This window comes from Rhodopseudomonas sp. P2A-2r (assembly GCF_026015985.1).
Lineage (GTDB): Bacteria > Pseudomonadota > Alphaproteobacteria > Rhizobiales > Xanthobacteraceae > Tardiphaga.
Genome location: NZ_CP110389.1, coordinates 5,094,407 through 5,111,626, shown reverse-complemented (window position 1 = coordinate 5,111,626; position 17,220 = coordinate 5,094,407). Strand labels below are relative to the sequence as shown.

At 64.1% G+C, this 17,220-nt stretch carries 16 protein-coding genes; 11 read left to right on the top strand and 5 right to left on the bottom strand.

Annotated elements, in window-relative coordinates:
* Positions 1–25 precede the first annotated feature (25 nt).
* Positions 26–697, top strand: a complete 672-nt coding sequence (locus ONR75_RS24685; RefSeq protein ID WP_265079565.1) for a hypothetical protein — start codon at positions 26–28, stop codon at positions 695–697.
* A 1,283-nt stretch (positions 698–1,980) separates the two neighbouring features.
* On the opposite strand, the gene ONR75_RS24680 is transcribed toward ONR75_RS24685, so the two are convergent.
* The gene (locus tag ONR75_RS24680) at positions 1,981–2,829 is read right to left on the bottom strand and encodes a uroporphyrinogen-III synthase (RefSeq protein WP_265079564.1); all 849 of its coding nucleotides are present in this window, start codon (positions 2,827–2,829) and stop codon (positions 1,981–1,983) included.
* A gap of 152 nt (positions 2,830–2,981) precedes the next feature.
* Here ONR75_RS24680 and purU point away from each other — a divergent pair, with 152 nt between their 5' ends.
* Positions 2,982–3,845 carry a formyltetrahydrofolate deformylase gene (gene purU, locus ONR75_RS24675; protein ID WP_265079563.1) on the top strand — a complete coding sequence of 288 codons (864 nt, stop codon included), beginning with the start codon at positions 2,982–2,984 and terminating at the stop codon, positions 3,843–3,845.
* A 71-nt stretch (positions 3,846–3,916) separates the two neighbouring features.
* Here the strand turns inward: purU and ONR75_RS24670 are convergent, their stop codons facing one another.
* The 3 genes from ONR75_RS24670 to ONR75_RS24660 form a co-directional block, all read right to left on the bottom strand.
* Positions 3,917–4,588 (bottom strand): aspartate/glutamate racemase family protein, encoded by a 672-nt coding sequence (locus tag ONR75_RS24670; RefSeq protein WP_265083787.1) that lies wholly within the window; start codon positions 4,586–4,588, stop codon positions 3,917–3,919.
* 3 nt (positions 4,589–4,591) lie between these two features.
* Complete coding sequence (locus tag ONR75_RS24665) at positions 4,592–6,007, bottom strand: MFS transporter (RefSeq protein ID WP_265079562.1); 1,416 nt, start codon at positions 6,005–6,007, stop codon at positions 4,592–4,594.
* A 279-nt stretch (positions 6,008–6,286) separates the two neighbouring features.
* On the bottom strand, positions 6,287–6,550 hold the full coding sequence (locus ONR75_RS24660) for a hypothetical protein (RefSeq protein WP_265079561.1): 264 nt from the start codon (positions 6,548–6,550) through the stop codon (positions 6,287–6,289).
* 503 nt (positions 6,551–7,053) lie between these two features.
* Between ONR75_RS24660 and ONR75_RS24655 the strand changes: the two genes are divergently transcribed.
* The 6 genes from ONR75_RS24655 to ONR75_RS24630 all read left to right on the top strand — a co-directional run bounded on the left by ONR75_RS24655 (position 7,054) and on the right by ONR75_RS24630 (position 13,122).
* The gene (locus tag ONR75_RS24655) at positions 7,054–8,235 is read left to right on the top strand and encodes an ABC transporter substrate-binding protein (RefSeq protein WP_265079560.1); all 1,182 of its coding nucleotides are present in this window, start codon (positions 7,054–7,056) and stop codon (positions 8,233–8,235) included.
* 242 nt (positions 8,236–8,477) lie between these two features.
* Positions 8,478–9,344: a branched-chain amino acid ABC transporter permease gene (locus ONR75_RS24650; RefSeq protein WP_265079559.1), complete on the top strand. Its 867-nt coding sequence runs from the start codon at positions 8,478–8,480 to the stop codon at positions 9,342–9,344.
* Between the two features lie 7 nt (positions 9,345–9,351).
* Entirely contained in the window at positions 9,352–10,392 is a 1,041-nt protein-coding gene (locus tag ONR75_RS24645; protein ID WP_265079558.1) for a branched-chain amino acid ABC transporter permease, read from the top strand.
* Positions 10,389–11,141 carry an ABC transporter ATP-binding protein gene (locus ONR75_RS24640; protein WP_265079557.1) on the top strand — a complete coding sequence of 251 codons (753 nt, stop codon included), beginning with the start codon at positions 10,389–10,391 and terminating at the stop codon, positions 11,139–11,141. Before ONR75_RS24645 ends, ONR75_RS24640 begins: the two co-directional genes overlap by 4 nt.
* Positions 11,134–11,850 (top strand): ABC transporter ATP-binding protein, encoded by a 717-nt coding sequence (locus ONR75_RS24635; RefSeq protein WP_265079556.1) that lies wholly within the window; start codon positions 11,134–11,136, stop codon positions 11,848–11,850. Before ONR75_RS24640 ends, ONR75_RS24635 begins: the two co-directional genes overlap by 8 nt.
* Before the next feature lie 156 nt (positions 11,851–12,006).
* Positions 12,007–13,122, top strand: a complete 1,116-nt coding sequence (locus ONR75_RS24630; protein WP_265079555.1) for a cobalamin-independent methionine synthase II family protein — start codon at positions 12,007–12,009, stop codon at positions 13,120–13,122.
* 378 nt (positions 13,123–13,500) lie between these two features.
* Here ONR75_RS24630 and ONR75_RS24625 read toward each other — a convergent pair whose 3' ends face one another.
* Complete coding sequence (locus tag ONR75_RS24625; protein ID WP_265079554.1) at positions 13,501–14,412, bottom strand: LysR family transcriptional regulator; 912 nt, start codon at positions 14,410–14,412, stop codon at positions 13,501–13,503.
* A gap of 70 nt (positions 14,413–14,482) precedes the next feature.
* Between ONR75_RS24625 and ONR75_RS24620 the strand changes: the two genes are divergently transcribed.
* The 3 genes from ONR75_RS24620 to ONR75_RS24610 are packed head-to-tail and all read left to right on the top strand — an operon-like array spanning position 14,483 to position 17,214.
* Positions 14,483–15,079, top strand: coding sequence for an HAD family hydrolase (locus tag ONR75_RS24620; RefSeq protein ID WP_265079553.1), 597 nt, complete (start codon positions 14,483–14,485; stop codon positions 15,077–15,079).
* Positions 15,080–15,106: 27 nt separating this feature from the next.
* Complete coding sequence (locus ONR75_RS24615) at positions 15,107–16,081, top strand: tripartite tricarboxylate transporter substrate-binding protein (RefSeq protein WP_265079552.1); 975 nt, start codon at positions 15,107–15,109, stop codon at positions 16,079–16,081.
* A 2-nt stretch (positions 16,082–16,083) separates the two neighbouring features.
* Positions 16,084–17,214: a DSD1 family PLP-dependent enzyme gene (locus tag ONR75_RS24610; RefSeq protein WP_265079551.1), complete on the top strand. Its 1,131-nt coding sequence runs from the start codon at positions 16,084–16,086 to the stop codon at positions 17,212–17,214.
* Positions 17,215–17,220 lie beyond the last annotated feature (6 nt).

Here is a 17,220-nt window from a genome sequence, read left to right as displayed (position 1 = left end):
CATTGTCATCCTGGGGCGATCTTTGATGTACGACGAAGTTTCGGGCTGTCGCATCGATGGAAGCAGGCTGTTGCTCACGGGTGATCACCACCATTGGGCGAACCTGGAGCTTGACGGCGCCGTGCTGTATCTGCACGGAACGAGCAACGATTTGGTGGTTCGAACCATCACAGAGTTCGAGAATGTCTGGCTGGCCGGGGGCGAGAGGATAAGCGCCGAGATCTATGTCCGTCACACCCGTTATATTGACATGCCGACGCTGAGGCCTGTGAGTTTGGCGGAGAAATCGGCGACCAGATTCGCTATCTCAGCAGAGATCTCGCTCGGAAGGCAGCAGGTGTATGGATTCGAGGGCGAGAGATTTCTCGGGCGCGCCCAGCGAATATTCCTATATGTCGTATCTGCCGACAGGACGCGCGCGGCGGTGGAGTTTCATGGCGGCACCGACGTCAGCGGCGCTGCGCCCTTCGTCAACATTTCCATCCAGCTTTCCTATGAAGTCTTTCAATCGACCTTCAGGCCGCTGTGGTTGGGCGCACCTCGCGCTGCAATCGACGTTACCATCGGCGTATGCGGGTTCAGGCGGGAAGGATCGTCGCCCGAGGACGGGGACGCGCGCGACTTCGTGATGGCGAGCGGAGCGTGGTCGGCAGAGCTGAAGTCCCTAAGCATTGCCATCAACGGCGCACCGTCCTGATCGCAACTATAGGGACCGTCGGTCGGCTAGGTTATCGGTGGCACGATCTTCTCTAGATATCCATGATATCGCGATCGCCACCGGACGGCTGCTCCGCATCTGGAGCCAACCGACGTATAGTATATTCCACTCGCGTCATCTGTCGCCGGAATACCCCTACCCGTGGTGCACTGAGATGCTTTGCCGGATCGGGTTTGGGCATGTGCTATCGCGCTGCTTAATCGTAGGGCTTTTGAATAGCATTGTTCAATGCGCACTGGAACGGCGCAAAATCAAGCCGCCTTCGCGGAAGTAGCTGTCCACCCGGCACCGGTTTACAATGTTCCCCGCGGCCTATCTGGTCCGCCTTCTCCACGACGAGGAAATAAAAGCGGATCGACGTTGCATCAGAAACCGCGCCTCCGCTTGTGCCACGAGGCGCCTCATTTCCCATAGATGTGTGAGCTCGCGGCTGATCGCCGCGCGGTGCTCGATCAGGATCTTCAGTCGTTGATTGCATTCCTGGAATCGCGAGATCATTTGGGTGACCGTGCCTAGCCGCGTCTTTAGATACCGAATACGGATTTTCCGGAGCCGTCAAAGGTAGCTCGGCTTCAACCTTATTTGTTAATCTTAATATTAGCGGTAGTTGTTTAGCGGGCGCGACGGCGTGCTTGAAATTAATAGCCTTGAGATTTGACCACGTACGTATCCGTTGTGAAGCCGGTCGGACCGGTTAAGGTCTCCATCGGTCGATCAGTTCACTCGGTGACGACTGTAGTGGTCGCCCGTCGTTTATCCCAAGGAAGCCGAGCCATCGGGTGAGGACAGACCGACGGGACTAGTTTTTCGGCTCGCCCGGCCGTTGATGCCGGCGAACTGATGGCGGTATGGCACCTTCCTCTGCACTGCCCCCTCGCCGCCGATCCAACAGGACGCCAGAATTGCGTCAGCGGTCGCGCATTGAGCGGCAGGTCGTTCCGCGTCAGTAGCGCGCGGACTTTTCGCCGAGTCTTCGGCGCGATCGAGGTGGATGGTCACACAGCTCAGGTGGGTATTGAGCCAAGGCAGCACGCGCTCGCCCGGTGGCTGTCGTCATCGTTGACCATGATCGTACCTCGTCGCGGCCGGGCGGTCGATCTTGACGGCCTTCGCGCCGAATTCGACGAACGTTTTCCTCAGCAGCCCAGCGCGTCAGCCGGATCCGGTTTCCCGGATGGGCAGTCCGACAACGGCACGTCGGCATTCCGCCCGATCTTGTTCTTGCTTGCCCGAATCATGTCGACGACGGTGGGCACGTCAAGTCATCTTGCCTGTACGGCATTCCGCGGGGCGGCCTTGCCGAGCGCGATCGACATCGCCGCAATCAGCGGCTTCATGAAGAACGCGTCGTTTGCCGGATAGATGTCGGTATGCAGGCCGAAGGATTTGAGTTCGTCGGATACAACCGGTCCCACCGAGGCGATCGGCGTGCCGGCCAGTGCCGCGCGCAACTGCGCCTCGCGGCCATGCGCTTTCGCCGCTTCGACGAGGCGGCGCACCTGGCCCGAACTGGTCAGTGCGATGGCATCGATGCGGCCGGCGGCCATCTCGTCGATCGCGGCGATGATGTTGGCTTCCGCCGCCTTGGAGTCATAGACGTAGGGCGACACCGTATCGACCTCAGCGCCACAGGCCTTGATGGTGTCGATCAGCACGCTGTGGTCCTTTTCGGGATAAAGCTGCAGGCCGAGACGGTGGCCCTTGAGGTCGAGCCGCGACAGCATTTCGGCAATGCCCTCCGAGGTGGGCTTCTCCGTGGTGATGTCGGACTCCAGCCCGATTTCGCGCAACGCCCGTCCGGGCTTGGGGCCGCGGGTGAATTTTCGGGACCTGCCGACCGCGGCGACAAATTCCGCCTCGAGGCCCAGCCGCCGCACTACCTTCATCAGCCGGCGGAGCCCTTCGCCGGTCATCAGGACGAGGTCATCGAACGGACGGTCGATGCAGCGGCGGATCCAGGCTTCCACCGGGGCGGGGTCGGGGGCGTCGTGGATGGTGAACATCGGACATTGCAGCACGTCGGCGCCCTGTTCGGCGAGCAGCCGGGAAAACTGCGCCTCCTCGCGGGTCTCGAGGATCAGGATGCGGTAGCCGTCGAGCTTGCCAGCCATGAGGAGAACCCGTTCTTTGCCTGCGGAATCAAGCGTTTGGACCAATCGCGGTGGGCGCCATCTTGCAGCGCGGGACGGCATTGGCGCAAGGCCCGGCCGGGTGATAGGGAAGGGCCCTGTCAACGCCTTTCCTCCGGCCGAAATCTCATCCCATGCCTCATCATCAGTTCGTCCTGACGCTGTCCTGCCCCGATCGCCCGGGCATCGTCGCCGCTGTCACCACCTTCCTGTTCGACAACGGCCAGAACATTCTCGACGCCGCACAGTTCAACGACGTCGAGACTGGCCAGTTCTTCATGCGGGTGGTGTTCACCGCCTCCGATGTGCCGGTGGAATTGCCGGTGCTGAAAGACGGTTTCCGCGTCATTGCCGAGCGCTTCGCGATGGACTGGAAAATGCGCGACCGCAAGACGCTGCGCCGGGTGATGCTGCTGGTGTCGAAGTCCGACCACTGCCTGGTCGACATCCTGTATCGCTGGCGCACCGGCGAGCTGGAGATGATCCCCACCGCGATCGTCTCCAACCATCCGCGCGAGACCTACAAGGACCTCGATTTCGGCGACATCCCGTTCCACCACATGCCGGTCACCAGGGAGACCAAGCAGCAGCAGGAACAGGCGATCTGGGATCTGGTCAACGCCACCAAGACCGATCTCGTGGTGCTGGCGCGCTACATGCAGATTCTGTCCGATGAAATGTCGGCGCGGCTGTCCGGCCACTGCATCAACATCCACCACTCGTTCCTACCGGGCTTCAAGGGCGCACGGCCCTATCACCAGGCCCATGCGCGCGGCGTCAAGCTGATCGGCGCCACCGCGCATTATGTCACCAGCGATCTCGACGAAGGCCCGATCATCGACCAGGACGTCGAGCGCATCAGCCACCGCGACACGCCGGAGGATCTGGTGCGCAAGGGCCGTGACATCGAGCGCCGCGTGCTGGCCCGCGCCATCCGCTATCACCTCGAGGATCGCACCATCCTCAACGGCAGCAAGACCGTGGTGTTTGTGGATTAATCCAGCGCGTCATTCCGAGGCGGAAGCGGCGACAGCCGCGAGCGAACCCGGAATCCCGACATGGTTGCTGCTTACGCGCTCGGTCCCGCCTCCATCGCCATCAGCCCGAGCAGCCGCCGCACCGCGGCCGGGATCGGCGCGACAATCGGCGCGTCGAACAGCGGCGCCAGCGCCACTGCGGCCTGGCCGAGCGGACCGCCGCCGATGATCACCGCCTCGGCGCGGTCCTTTTTCAGGCAGGCGCGGACGGCATCGGCGAGCGCGGCTTGCAGCGCGTCTGGATCTGCAGCGAGCTGCAGCGGATCGCCGGGCGTGAGGCGGACGCCGCTGAAGAGATGACTGAGGTTGAGGCGCTGCGCGGCGTCCTCGATCGAACCCACCAGATCCGGCGTCACGGTCGCGACGCCAAAGCGGCGGCCGGCCTCGGACGCCTCGAGCATCGAGGCTTCGCAGATCCCCACCACCGGGATGATGACGTGGTCCTGCAAGGTCTTGAGTCCCGGATCGCCATAGGCGCCAACGATGATGCCGGCAAACCCGGCAGCCTCGCGCACCCCGATCTCCACCACCTCATCGGCGGAAGCAGCGAGCTCCACGGCTGTGGTGATCATCGCCGGGCTGTTTTGCGCGGTGGCGCCGACGATTTGCACATCGTCGGGCAAGCCCGCGGCGGCGATGCGCGCCATCATCTCCGTGGTTTTGCCGGAGCTGTTGGGATTGATCAGCAGGATTCGTCGCATGATCGCTCAGGAAGTTTCCGGCAATGCCGCCACGTTGATGTCTTCCATGGACTTTCCATAGGTCTCCGGGCCGAACTGGATGCAGGCGGCGAAGATGCCGTACATCACGGCGATCATCGTGAATACGCCGGGCAGGCCGTAGCCGTCCAGCACGCGGCCGGATACCAGCGGCATGATGGCGCCCGCCGCGGTGCCGCTGGCCAGGATGAAGGCGACGCCGAAGGCGCGCGACCTGGTCGGGTACAGTTCCGGCGCATAGATCCAGATGGTGGTGTTGAGCACCAGCACGAAGAACTGGAACAGCGCGCCGAAGAACAGCAGCAGATAGATGTTGGCGCCGAGGAAGCCGAAGCACAGGGAGGCCAGGCACGCGCAGATCGCGCCCATGGTCAGGATGCGTTTGCGCGGGAATTTGTAGCCCAGGGCGGACGCCGCCACGGTGCCGAGGAAACTGCCGAACTGGATCACCATCGTATAAAACAGGCTGGCCGACAGCGTGTAGCCCTGTGCCACCATCATCATCGGCAGCAGCGTCAGCACCGAGAGCTGTGCGCCGTAGCTCATCAGGATGGCGATGGTCACGGGAATCGTGCGCGACGCATAGGGCGCCTTGAAGATCCCGGTCCAGTCGATGTCGGCGACAGGGAGCGGGGCACCGCCTTCGCTGAGATACGGTGTGACTACGAGGTTCTTCGGATTGAGCCGGCCGGAGGCCAGGATCGACAGCACCTTGTTGGCTTCGGCGGTCCGGTTCTGCGACAGCAGGTAGCGCGGCGTTTCCGGAATGTAGCGCCGGTAGAACACGATCAGCAGCGACGGCAGCGCGAGGCTGAGGAACAGCCAGCGCCAGCCGTTGTCGCCGGGAAACAGCGTGAAGATCAGCAGGCCGAAGGCCGGCGCCAGGAAGTTGCCGAGCCCGCCGGCGCCGACATTGACGAGGCCGACGGCCGTGCCGCGGAATTTCGCCGACGAGATTTCAGCCAGGATGGTGACGGCGGTGGAGATCTCACCGCCCAGGCCGAAGCCGACAATGGCGCGCCCGACGCAGAGCAGCCCGAAGGATGGCGCGGCTGCGCACAGCAGCGAGCCGATGGTGAACAGCAGCAGGTTGATGCCGAGCATCACCCGCCGGCCATACTTGTCGGAGATGATCCCCGACGCCAGCCGTCCGGTGGCCGCTGCGCCGAAGGTGATGGTGTTGAGAAATCCGATGTCGGCGCCGGTCAGCCCCCACTGCGCGCGCAGCATGGGCGCGGTGATGCCGACCGTGTTCTGTTCGAAACTGTCGAACAGGCAGCCGATCAAAATCAGGAACACGATCTTCTTATGCGTGACGGTGGTGCCGATGGCGTTGAGCGCGCCCTCGAGTTCGCGGACCTTCGGTGTGTCGCCAACTGACGTCGTAAGTGGCCCCATCGCCATGCATAGTTCCCCCGTAGGTCCTGCAGCATGCAGGACGTGCTCAACGGGAACAAGTTGCATGATCTGTGCCGTGCGAGCGGCCTCGTTGGTTTGGCGGGCAGGATTGAGCATCGCCCGTGGCGGGCGTCCCTCCCAGCGTTGCAAGACCAATTGAGCCCCGCTCAAGAATCGGAGTGCTCAGGCAGAATGCCGCCGCCGCACAGAAATTGCGCAGGGGACGGACTGGCCTTGCCTCGGTCGTAGCTCCCGGGGCGGGCGATGAATACGTTCAGGCCGTGCTCAGTGAATCGCCGTCGCCGACGATGGCGCGACGCCATTGGCGGCGTCCTGCGCAGCCTGCGCGGCCTGTTGCTGTCTGAGCCACTCGTCGTATTTCTCGGTGCCGGGACGGGGCGGCGCATCGGCCGGCAGGCCACCGGCCCAGGCCGGGATCAGGTCGCCCATGCTGCCCGCAACAAAAGAGCTGATCGAGCCGCAGCCCCCAAGGCTCGCAGCCATCAGCGTGACAGCGGTCAAAATGGAGACGCGACGAACCAGGGCCATGGACAACCATCGCTGCTGCACCACCGGGCCAACTTTACCAGATCCGGACATGCTGTCAGGCGATTTGTGGGGCGGCCGTTCCAACCTATGCACGCCATCGCCGCATTGTGCGAAAACTATCATTTGTTTCATATATCCGGCTTGCGCTAGGTGCCTGTGAAGACGCGGTAGGTCATCTATAACCCAAGTGGTGATGAAACACTTACCTGCAAGATGCGGGCCTTGGCCGGACCGGTTGGTCATGTCAAGGTATTGAAATACCTGATAAATTGATCCGCCCTTCCAGGCGGCCGGGCAACGGTCGTTGCCGGGGGCGTCGGTTGGCCGCGGCGGGCAGGAGAGATCGGGTCCAAAGTTGCGATTGACGCGGACACGCGCAACTGAGACGCATGCGGCGGCATGAGGTGCGGTGCACGTCGTGACGAGGAATTTTCAGCCAGGGTTGCAGCAAGAACCGGCTCGACGCGGTTCGGCGACCCAAATGGACAGGGGAGGAGCGGCAGATGTTTAATCGCACCAGGACGATGTTGCAGGGGATCGCCGGCATGGCGCTGATGGCGGCGTCCGCCGTCACCGCGGCGCAGGCCCAGGAGACCGTCAAGATCGGTCTCATTGTGCCGATGACCGGAGGACAGGCCTCCACGGGCCAGCAGATCAACAACGCCATCAAGCTGTACATGCAGAAGAACGGCGACACCGTTGCCGGCAAGAAGATCGAGGTTATCCTCAAGGACGACGCGGCGTTGCCCGACAACACCAAGCGCATCGCCCAGGAACTGATCGTCAACGACAAGGTCAATGTCATCGCCGGCTTCGGCGTGACCCCCGCCGCGCTGGCCGCAGCGCCGCTGGCGACCCAGGCCAAGGTGCCGGAAATCGTCATGGCCGCCGGCACCTCGATCATCACCGAGCGCTCGCCCTATATCGTGCGGACCTCCTTCACGCTGGCGCAGTCGTCCACCATCATCGGCGACTGGGCCGCCAAGAACGGCATCAAGAAGGTCGCCACGCTGACCTCCGACTATGCGCCGGGCAACGACGCACTGCAGTTCTTCAAGGAGCACTTCGTCGCCGGCGGCGGTCAGGTGGTCGAAGAGGTCAAGGTGCCGCTGGCCAATCCGGACTTCGCGCCGTTCCTGCAGCGCATGAAGGATTCCAAGCCCGACGCGGTGTTCGTGTTCGTGCCGGCCGGACAGGGCGGCAACTTCATGAAGCAGTATGCCGAGCGCGGCCTCGACAAGTCCGGCATCAAGGTGATCGGACCCGGCGACGTCACCGACGACGACCTGCTCAACGGCATGGGCGACGCAGTGCTGGGCACCGTCACCGCGCACATCTACTCGGCAGCGCATCCCTCGGCGATGAACAAGTCTTTTGTCGCAGACTACAAGAAGGCCTACGGCACCCGCCCGGGCTTCATGGCCGTGGGCGGCTGGGACGGCATCCACCTGGTCTATGAGGCGCTGAAGAAGACCGGCGGCAAGGTCGACGGCGATGCGCTGATCGCGGCCATGAAGGGCATGTCCTGGGAGAGCCCGCGCGGCCCGATCTCGATCGATCCGGACACCCGTGACATCGTCCAGAACGTCTATATCCGTGAAGTGAAGAAGGTCGACGGCGAACTCTACAACGTCGAATTCGCAACCTTCGACGCCGTCAAGGATCCCGGCAAGACGAAGAAGTAGTATTAAGCGCGACGGCTGATGGTTTTCCTCCCCCATGCGCAGCGAAGCTGCGCGGGGTGGGGAGGGTCGGCCGAACGAGGCGATGCGAGAGCATCGCCGAAGTGGAGGCCGGGGTGGGGGCGCCCCACACGCCGATCTCCATGCTGCACCCCCACCCGACCGGGTTTCGCTACGCTCCGCCCGGCCACCCTCCCCACCGCGAAGACGCGGGGGAGGGATAAGCAAGAAAGCTCCCGCGCGACATGACCCTTCTCACCATCCTGTTCGACGGCGTCGCCTACGGCATGTTGCTGTTCGTGCTGGCCTGCGGCCTGGCGGTGACCATGGGCCTGATGAATTTCGTCAACCTCGCCCACGGCGCCTTCGCCATGGCCGGCGGCTATGTCTGCGCTATTCTCGTCAACCGCTCCGGCCTGCCGTTCTTCGCCGCATTGCCGATCGCCTTCCTGGTCAGCGCCGCCCTCGGTGCGCTGTTGGAGCGCACGCTGTATCGCCACCTCTACGCCCGCAGCCACCTCGACCAAGTGCTGTTCACCATCGGCCTCGTCTTCATGTCGGTGACCGCCTGCGATTATTTCATGGGGTCGTCGCAGACCTTCATCCACCTGCCGGACTATCTGCAGGGCCAGATCGACATTTTCGGCCTTGGCGTCGGGCGCTACCGGCTGATGATCATTGTGATCTGCGGCCTGCTTACGGTGGCGCTGCAACTGATCCTGTCGAAGACCCGGTTCGGCAGCCGGCTGCGCGCTGCCGTCGATGATCCCCGCGCCGCAAGCGGCCTCGGCATCAACGTGCCGCAGGTCTTTGCGCTGACCTTTGCGTTCGGCTGCGGCCTGGCCGGCTTCGGTGGCGCGCTCGGCGCGGAGATCCTTGGGCTCGATCCGTACTTCCCGCTGAAGTTCATGATCTACTTTCTGATCGTGGTCACCGTCGGCGGCTCCTCCAGTATCACCGGGCCGTTCCTGGCCTCATTGCTGCTGGGCATCGGCGACGTCGCCGGCAAGTACTACGTGCCGAAACTCGGGGCCTTCGTGATCTACACCATGATGATCGTGATCCTGATCTGGCGCCCGAACGGCCTGTTCGGCCGCGCCAACGCGCGGTGAGGGCGTCATGACCGTCAACGACACGCTTCGTTCCCAGGTCGGCCACTCCGCCATGCAGCGCGGCCGCTGGCGCTGGCCGGAGCTGGTGTTCTGGCTGCTTGCCGCGAGTTGCGTGTTCCTGTTTCCCAACCGCTATCTGATCCTCACCGAGATCGCCTGGCTGGCGCTGTTCGCGCTGTCGCTCGACCTGATCCTCGGCTATGCCGGCATCGTCTCGCTCGGCCACGCCGCCTTCTTCGGCTTCGGCGGCTACGCCGCGGGTCTGCTGGCGTTGCACCACATCGTCGATGAGCCGGTGCTGGCGCTGCTAGTCGCCGGCTTTGCGGCGATGGCATTGGGCTTCGTCACCAGCTTCCTGGTGATGCGCGGATCGGACCTCACGCGGCTGATGGTGACCCTGGGCATCGCGCTGCTGCTGCGCGAACTTGCCAACAAGTTTTCCAACATCACCGGTGGCTCCGACGGGTTGCAGGGCATCGAGATGGCGCCGATCCTCGGCCTGTATTCCTTCGACATCTTCGGCAAGGTCGGCTTCATCTATTGCCTCTGCGTGCTGTTCGTCATGTTCCTGCTGGCGCGGCGGATCGTGAATTCGCCGTTCGGCCTGTCGCTGCGCGCGATCCGCAACAATCCGCTGCGTGCCTCCGCCATCGGCATTCCCGTCGATCGCCGCCTGATCGCGATCTATACCGTCGCGGCCTTCTTCGCCGGCGTCGCCGGCGCGCTGTCGACCCAGACCACGGCGCTGGCCTCGCTCGACGGCTTTGCCTTCGACCGCTCGGCCGACCTGATGCTGGTACTGATCATCGGCGGCACCGGCTATCTCTATGGCGGGCTGATCGGCGCGGTGATCTTCAAACTGCTGCAGGAGTTGTTCTCGACCCTGACGCCGCAATACTGGCAATTCTGGATCGGCCTGGTGCTGGTGGTGATCGTGCTGGTCGGCCGCGAGCGCATGCACCGCTGGGCGCTGTACCTGCCGAACCTGGTGATGCGCCGCTTCGGGGCGAAGGCGCCGATCATGCTGCCGGAAGGTGACGCGCCATGACCATCGCCCTGGAAACCGTCAATCTGGAAAAGACGTTCGGCGGGCTCAAGGTGACCCGCGACCTCTCGCTGAAGATCGAGGCCGGCGCGCGCCACGCGCTGATCGGCCCCAACGGCGCTGGCAAGACCACGGTGATCAACCTGCTGACCGGCGTGCTGGCGCCGAATTCCGGCCGCATCCTGCTGGAAGGCCAGGACATCACCGCGCTGCCGGTGCACAAGCGCGTGCTGCGCGGGCTGTCGCGCACTTTCCAGATCAACCAGCTGTATGCGGACCTGACGCCGCTGGAGACCATCGGTCTCGCCGCATCCGAACATCTCGGACATGGCAGCGACTGGTGGCGCCGCATGGGCACCCGCACCGACGTCAACGATGAGATCGCCGAAAACCTCGCGCGCTTCCATCTGCTCGACGTCATGAACGAGCGGACCGCCACGCTGCCCTACGGCAAGCAGCGGCTGCTGGAGATCGCGGTGGCGATCGCCACCAAGCCGCGCGTGCTGCTGCTCGACGAGCCTGCCGCTGGCGTGCCGGAGAGCGAACGGCACGATATCCTGTCCGCGGTGGCCAGCCTGCCGCGCGACGTCACGGTGCTCTTGATCGAGCACGACATGGACCTGGTGTTCTCCTTTGCCGACCGCATCTCGGTGCTGGTCGCCGGCGCCATGCTGGTGGAGGGACCGCCCGACGAAGTCGCGCGCGATCCGCGGGTCAAGGCCGTCTATCTCGGCGAGGGTGCCGATGCCTGAATTGCTTGAAATCGATCAGCTGTGCGCCGGCTACGGCCAGGCCGTGGTGATCCCGAAGATGACACTGCAGCTCGGCGAGGGCCAGGTGCTGGCGCTGCTCGGCCGCAACGGCACCGGCAAGACCACCCTGATCAACTCGATTGTCGGCGTCACCCGCCGCTTCAGCGGCACCGTGAGGCTCGGCGGTCGCGACGTCACGTCGCTGCGGCCGGACCAGCGTGCCCGCCTTGGCATCGGCTGGGTGCCGCAGGAGCGCAATATCTTCCGTTCGCTGACCGTGGAAGAGAACATGACCGCGGTGGCGAAGTCCGGCGAGTGGACCGTGAAGAAGGTCTACGAGATGTTTCCGCGGCTGGAAGAGCGCAAGGCGAATTTCGGCAACCAGCTGTCCGGCGGCGAGCAGCAGATGCTGGCGGTCGGGCGCGCGCTGGTGCTCAATCCGCAGGTGCTGCTGCTCGACGAGCCGACCGAGGGCCTCGCCCCGATCATCGTCGACGAACTGCTGGCGGCGCTCGGCAAGATCACCCGGGCGGGCGGCATTTGCTCGATCATCGTCGAACAGAATGCGCGAAAGATTCTCGGGCTGGCCGATCGTGTCGTGATATTAGAACGCGGGGGGATCGTTCATGACGCCGCCAGCGCCGCACTCAAGGCCGATCCGCACGTGCTGGAACGGTTCCTCGGGGTCGCAGGCGCGGCGAAACACTAGGATTGGGATGACGCGAAATAGACACTTGTCCCGGGCGCGCTGCGGCATTCTTATGCCGCTGCGCAGAACCGGGACCGTCTCAAACGCCGTCGCCCGTCATGGTCCCGGACGCAAGTTTTAGCTGATACGACAAGATCATTGAGGGAGTACGAAGACATGCTGAGAACAACTGCCCCGTTCCGTGCCGACGAAGTCGGCAGCCTGCTGCGCCCGCAGTCCATCAAGGATGCCCGCGCCAAGCTCGAGAAGGGCGAGATCTCCGCCGACGATCTGCGCAAGGTCGAGGACATGGAGATCGAGAAGGTCGTTCACAAGCAGTCCTCGCTCGGCCTCAAGCTGGCGACCGACGGCGAATTCCGCCGCTCGTGGTGGCACTTCGACTTCCTCGCCAAGCTGACCGGCTGCGAATTGTACCAGACCGAAGGCATCCAGTTCACCGGCATCCAGACCCGCCAGGAATCGGTCCGCGTCATCGGCAAGCTGGATTTCCCCGACGATCACCCGATGCTGGCGCATTTCAAGTTCCTTAAGAAGCATGCCGACATCGCCGGCGTCACCGCCAAGATGACCATCCCGTCGCCGGCGGTGCTGCATTTCCGCGGCGGCCGCAAGGCGATCTCCAAGGATGTCTATCCGGACATCGAAGTGTTCTTCGAGGATCTCGCCAAGACCTATCGCAAGGCGGTGAAGGCGTTCTACGACGCCGGCTGCCGCTACCTGCAGCTCGACGACACCGTCTGGGCCTATCTGTGCTCGGAGGCCGAGCTGGAGAAGGTCCGCGCCCGCGGTGAGGACGCCGACAACCTGCAGCAGATCTATTCGCGGATCATCAATTACGCGATCGCCGAGCGCCCCGCCGACATGGTGATTACCACCCATGTCTGCCGCGGCAACTTCCGCTCCACCTGGATTTCGTCGGGCGGCTATGAGCCGGTGGCGGAGACGCTGCTGGCCGGCACCAACTATGACGGCTACTTCCTGGAATACGATTCGGACCGTGCCGGCGGCTTCGAGCCGCTGCGCTTCCTGCCGAAGGGCAAGAAGATTGTCGTGGTCGGTGTCATCACCTCGAAGGTCGGCGAGCTCGAGAAGAAGGAAGACATCAAGGCGCGGCTGATGGAAGCGGCCAAGTTCGCACCGCTCGAGCAGCTCGCGGTGTCGCCGCAGTGCGGCTTCGCCTCGACGGAAGAAGGCAACATCCTCAGCGAGGAAGAGCAGTGGGCCAAGCTTCGGCTTGCCGTCGACGTCGCCAACGAGGTTTGGGGCAAATAGTTCGAACCGCGTGTCTTGCCTTCCCGGTGGGGAGGCAAGGCGGCGGGGGCACGGAAGATCGTCGAATCAGCGGCTGCTGACGACAATCCGCGGCTCAGCGGTGCGCAGTGTCAGGCCGGCGGCAATCTGAGCCGCGAATACGAACATGGCTATCGCCACCGGGATGGAAACGAGTCTGAACAGTTGAATTGCTGAAAGCACGGCGGTCTCTCCGAGTGTGGTTTACCCCCGGGGTGACCTTGCGGGATTATGGTTAACAAAACGTTCATGCGTGCGGATAGCCGCGGCGCAACTGTCGCGGGTGCCCCTGCCGCGGCCCATTTGCTCCGGCCATATACCGACAGAGCGTCGCCGGCCGACAGGTGACCGAGCGCCACCTCATGGAATCCGCCACGGCGTCTTCGGCTGAAATCGCGCTTTCAGACACTCGACAAAGTGCGACACCCGCGCCGAGACGCCGCGGCGCGCCGGCACCAGCGCCAGAATATCGGCGCCTTCGAACTCGTAGGTGGGGAAGAGCCGACGCAATTCCCCGCGCTTGACGGAAGGTGCCACGTCCCATTCCGAGCGGAGCGCGATGCCGAGGCCCGCTGCGGCCCACGCGCGAACGACCTCGCCATTGTTGCTGGTGAGGGTCGGGCTTATCCGGAGCGGCTCCCAGCGCCGGGACGACGCGTTGCGATCCTTGTAACGCCAGAGCGTCACGTCTTCTTCGTTTTCGCGAACCGACAGGCAGGCGTGCTGCTGGAGGTCGCGGGGATGCATCGGCGTTCCGCATCGCTTGAGATAGGCGGGACTGGCGCAGACCCAGCGTGCATTGCGCGCGAGGAGATGAGCGATCCATGAGGAGTCGCGGATCGCGCCGATATGGACCACGACGTCGGCTTCCACACTGCCATTCCATGGCGCTTCCGCAAGATCCAGCGTCGCACGCACCTGCGGATACTCGCGGGCAAACGCCGCCATGACAGGAGCGACGTGGACCCGGCCGAAACCGAACGGCGCCACGACCCGCAGCGATCCGGCAAATGCGCCGCCGCGCAGGCTGTCGGCGAGACCTTCGACACGGGACAATATCGACCTGGCTTCCTCCACGAGTTGCTCGCCTTCCGGCGTGAAGCGGAGTCCGCGGGAGTTGCGCACCACGAGATTGGCTTCGAGGCTGGCTTCCAGCCGCTTCAGGCGCATGGACAACGCGGGCGGCGTGACGTCCAGCGCTCTTGCGGCCGCGCTCAGCGACCCGGTCCGGCTCAGCGCCGCCACGAAGCGCAGGTCATCGAGCGAGATCATTCAATTTTCCTGAACAGATGAGGTAGTTCCATTTAAACACAACTGATGATCGGGATGATAGAGGTTCGACATGACCATGCCCCGCGCCGTTCTTTTCGATCTCCTCACCGCGCTGCTCGATTCCTGGAGCGCCTGGAATGCCGCAGCCGGATCCGAAGCCGCAGGCCGGACCTGGCGCGCGGAGTACCTGCGTCTGACCTACGGCTGCGGGGCCTATGTGCCCTACGAGGATCTGGTCCGGCAGGCCGCGCGCACGACGGGCCTTCCGGTTTCGGTTGCCGACGCGCTTGAGGCCAGTTGGGGCTCGTTGCCGGTGTGGAGCGGGGCCCAGGCGGCGCTCGACCGACTGGCGGGGCGGACCCGTCTGGCCGTGGTCACGAACTGCTCGGCGCGCCTCGGACGCATGGCCGCCGCGCGGCTTCAAACGCCATGGGATGTGGTGGTCACGGCGGAGGAAGCCGGCTTCTACAAGCCTGACCCGCGCCCCTATCGTCTCGCTCTGGACAGGTTGGGCGTTTCGGCTGCGGACGCCGCCTTCGTCGCAGGCTCGGGCTACGACGTGTTCGGCACGTCGGCTGTGGGGCTGCGCACCTATTGGCACAACCGCGTCGGCCTGGCGCGGCCCGAGGGGCGCCGGCGGCCGAAAAGAATCTGCAAACCTGGATGATCTCGTTCCGTGGCTGGAGGATTTTTCATGAAATCTCGCTTACTCGCGGCTGCCTTCATCGTTGGATTGAACATCTCTGCGGCGACGGCGCAGGTTTTCCCCGACAGGCAACTGACGTTGATCGTGCCGTTTCCCGCCGGTGGCCCGAGCGATGCGCTCGGACGAAGCGTGGCCCAGGCCATGGCCGCTCACCTCAAGCAATCCATCGTGCTGGAGAACATCGGTGGCGCCAGCGGCACCATCGGCCTGACCAAGCTGATGAAGGCCCCGGCGGATGGATACACGCTCGGCTTCGGGACCATCGGGACCCATGTGGCGAATGTCGCGCTGTTCAAGAAGCTGCCGTACGATCCGGTCGCCGACTTTGAACCTGTCGGTCTTGCGGGGATGGCGTCGACGCTTCTGGTGGCGCGAAAAGACCTGCCCGCGTCCAGCCTGCAGGAATTCGTCGCCTATGCCCGCGCCAATCGCGAGAAGCTCACTTATGGCAGTGCCGGCGTCGGATCGATTTCGCACTATGCCTGCGTCGTCCTGCTGTCGAGCCTGAAGCTGAACATCACCCACGTTCCCTATCGCGGCGTGGCGCCGGCGATGAACGATCTGATGGGCGGTCACGTCGACTTCATGTGCGACCAGACCACCACCGCGCTGCCGCAGGTGCTGGGCGGGACCATCAAGGCCATCGCCGTGCTCGGCGATCAGACCCTGCCTCAGGCGCCGCAGGTCGCCACTGCGGCGGCAGCGGGCTATCCCGACGTCAACCTGCGCTCGTGGAATGCGATCTTCGTGCGCAAGGGGACATCCGCACCCATCGTGCAAAAGTTGAACGAGGCGCTGCGTGCGGCCATTGCCGATCCGGATGTCGCCCGGCAAATGACCGCGGTCGGCGTCGAGCTGCCGCAGGGCGCCAATCTCGAACCCGGCGCGGTCACCGCATTGATCGCACGGGGCCTGCAGCAGGACGTGCCCGTGCTGCGCGCCAAGGGCGAATACCTGGATTGAGCATGACATTTCTCCTCGATATCGAAACGCCGGCCGCCATCGTCGACGTCGCCCGCATGCAGCGCAACATCGCCCGCATGCAGGACCGCATGAATGCTTTCGGCGTCAGCTTCCGTCCGCATGTGAAAACGACGAAATGCGTCGCCGTCGCCGACAGGCAGCGCGCCGCGGGCGCGACCGGCATCACCGTCTCGACCTTGCGCGAAGCCGAAGAGTTCTTTGCCGCCGGCCACGACGACATCCTCTATGCGGTGTGCATCGCGCCGCATAAACTCGAGCGGGCAGGGCGGTTGCGCCAGCAGGGGTGCCGTCTCACCATTCTCGTCGACTCGATCGCGATCGCTCGAGCCGTCGTCGAAGCGCAAACACGTTGCGGACCTTTTGACTTTTTGATCGAGGTCGACAGCGACGGGCACCGCTCCGGGGTCGGTCCGGAGGATGCCGATCTGATCGAGATCGCCCGCATCCTTGACACCGGCGGTGCCACGCTTCGCGGCGTGCTGACCCATGCCGGCAACTCCTACGATCTGCACGATCCCGCTTCTCTGCAGCAACTGGCGGAGCAGGAGCGCGCCTTGAGCGTTCGTGCGGCGGAGCGGCTTCGTGCCGCCGGTTTTCCCTGTCCCGTCGTCAGCGTCGGATCGACCCCGACCGCGCTGTCGGCCCGCGCGCTGGACGGCGTGACGGAAGTGCGCTGCGGCGTCTATGTGTTCTTCGACCTGTTCATGACGAATGTCGGCGTCTGCGCGATCGACGATATCGCTTTGTCCGTGCTGACGACGGTGATCGGCCATCAGCCGGACAAGGGCTGGGTCATCGTGGATGCCGGATGGATGGCCATGAGCCGGGACCGCGGCACGGCCCGCCAGTCGCAGGATTATGGATACGGACTCGTATGCGATGCGGCGGGCAAGCCGATCGAGGAACGCCTGGTGATGATCGCCGCGAACCAGGAACACGGGATCCTGGCCGCGCCGGATGCCGCCGCCATGTCCGTTGCCAATCGCTTTCCGATCGGCACGCGGCTTCGCATCCTTCCAAACCACGCCTGCGCCACCGGCGCGCAGTTCTCTCAGTACCATGCTGTCGGCGATGCCGCCCCGGCCACCTGGAAGCGCTTCAATGGCTGGTGATAGCAA

Coding starts and splice junctions, on each gene's coding strand:
- ONR75_RS24685 (WP_265079565.1), top strand. CDS start 26: ATGTACGACGAAGTTTCGGGCTGTCGCATCGATGGAAGCAGGCTGTTG.
- ONR75_RS24680 (WP_265079564.1), bottom strand. CDS start 2,829: ATGGCTGGCAAGCTCGACGGCTACCGCATCCTGATCCTCGAGACCCGC.
- purU (WP_265079563.1), top strand. CDS start 2,982: ATGCCTCATCATCAGTTCGTCCTGACGCTGTCCTGCCCCGATCGCCCG.
- ONR75_RS24665 (WP_265079562.1), bottom strand. CDS start 6,007: ATGGCGATGGGGCCACTTACGACGTCAGTTGGCGACACACCGAAGGTC.
- ONR75_RS24660 (WP_265079561.1), bottom strand. CDS start 6,550: ATGGCCCTGGTTCGTCGCGTCTCCATTTTGACCGCTGTCACGCTGATG.
- ONR75_RS24655 (WP_265079560.1), top strand. CDS start 7,054: ATGTTTAATCGCACCAGGACGATGTTGCAGGGGATCGCCGGCATGGCG.
- ONR75_RS24650 (WP_265079559.1), top strand. CDS start 8,478: ATGACCCTTCTCACCATCCTGTTCGACGGCGTCGCCTACGGCATGTTG.
- ONR75_RS24645 (WP_265079558.1), top strand. CDS start 9,352: ATGACCGTCAACGACACGCTTCGTTCCCAGGTCGGCCACTCCGCCATG.
- ONR75_RS24640 (WP_265079557.1), top strand. CDS start 10,389: ATGACCATCGCCCTGGAAACCGTCAATCTGGAAAAGACGTTCGGCGGG.
- ONR75_RS24635 (WP_265079556.1), top strand. CDS start 11,134: ATGCCTGAATTGCTTGAAATCGATCAGCTGTGCGCCGGCTACGGCCAG.
- ONR75_RS24630 (WP_265079555.1), top strand. CDS start 12,007: ATGCTGAGAACAACTGCCCCGTTCCGTGCCGACGAAGTCGGCAGCCTG.
- ONR75_RS24625 (WP_265079554.1), bottom strand. CDS start 14,412: ATGATCTCGCTCGATGACCTGCGCTTCGTGGCGGCGCTGAGCCGGACC.
- ONR75_RS24620 (WP_265079553.1), top strand. CDS start 14,483: ATGACCATGCCCCGCGCCGTTCTTTTCGATCTCCTCACCGCGCTGCTC.
- ONR75_RS24615 (WP_265079552.1), top strand. CDS start 15,107: ATGAAATCTCGCTTACTCGCGGCTGCCTTCATCGTTGGATTGAACATC.
- ONR75_RS24610 (WP_265079551.1), top strand. CDS start 16,084: ATGACATTTCTCCTCGATATCGAAACGCCGGCCGCCATCGTCGACGTC.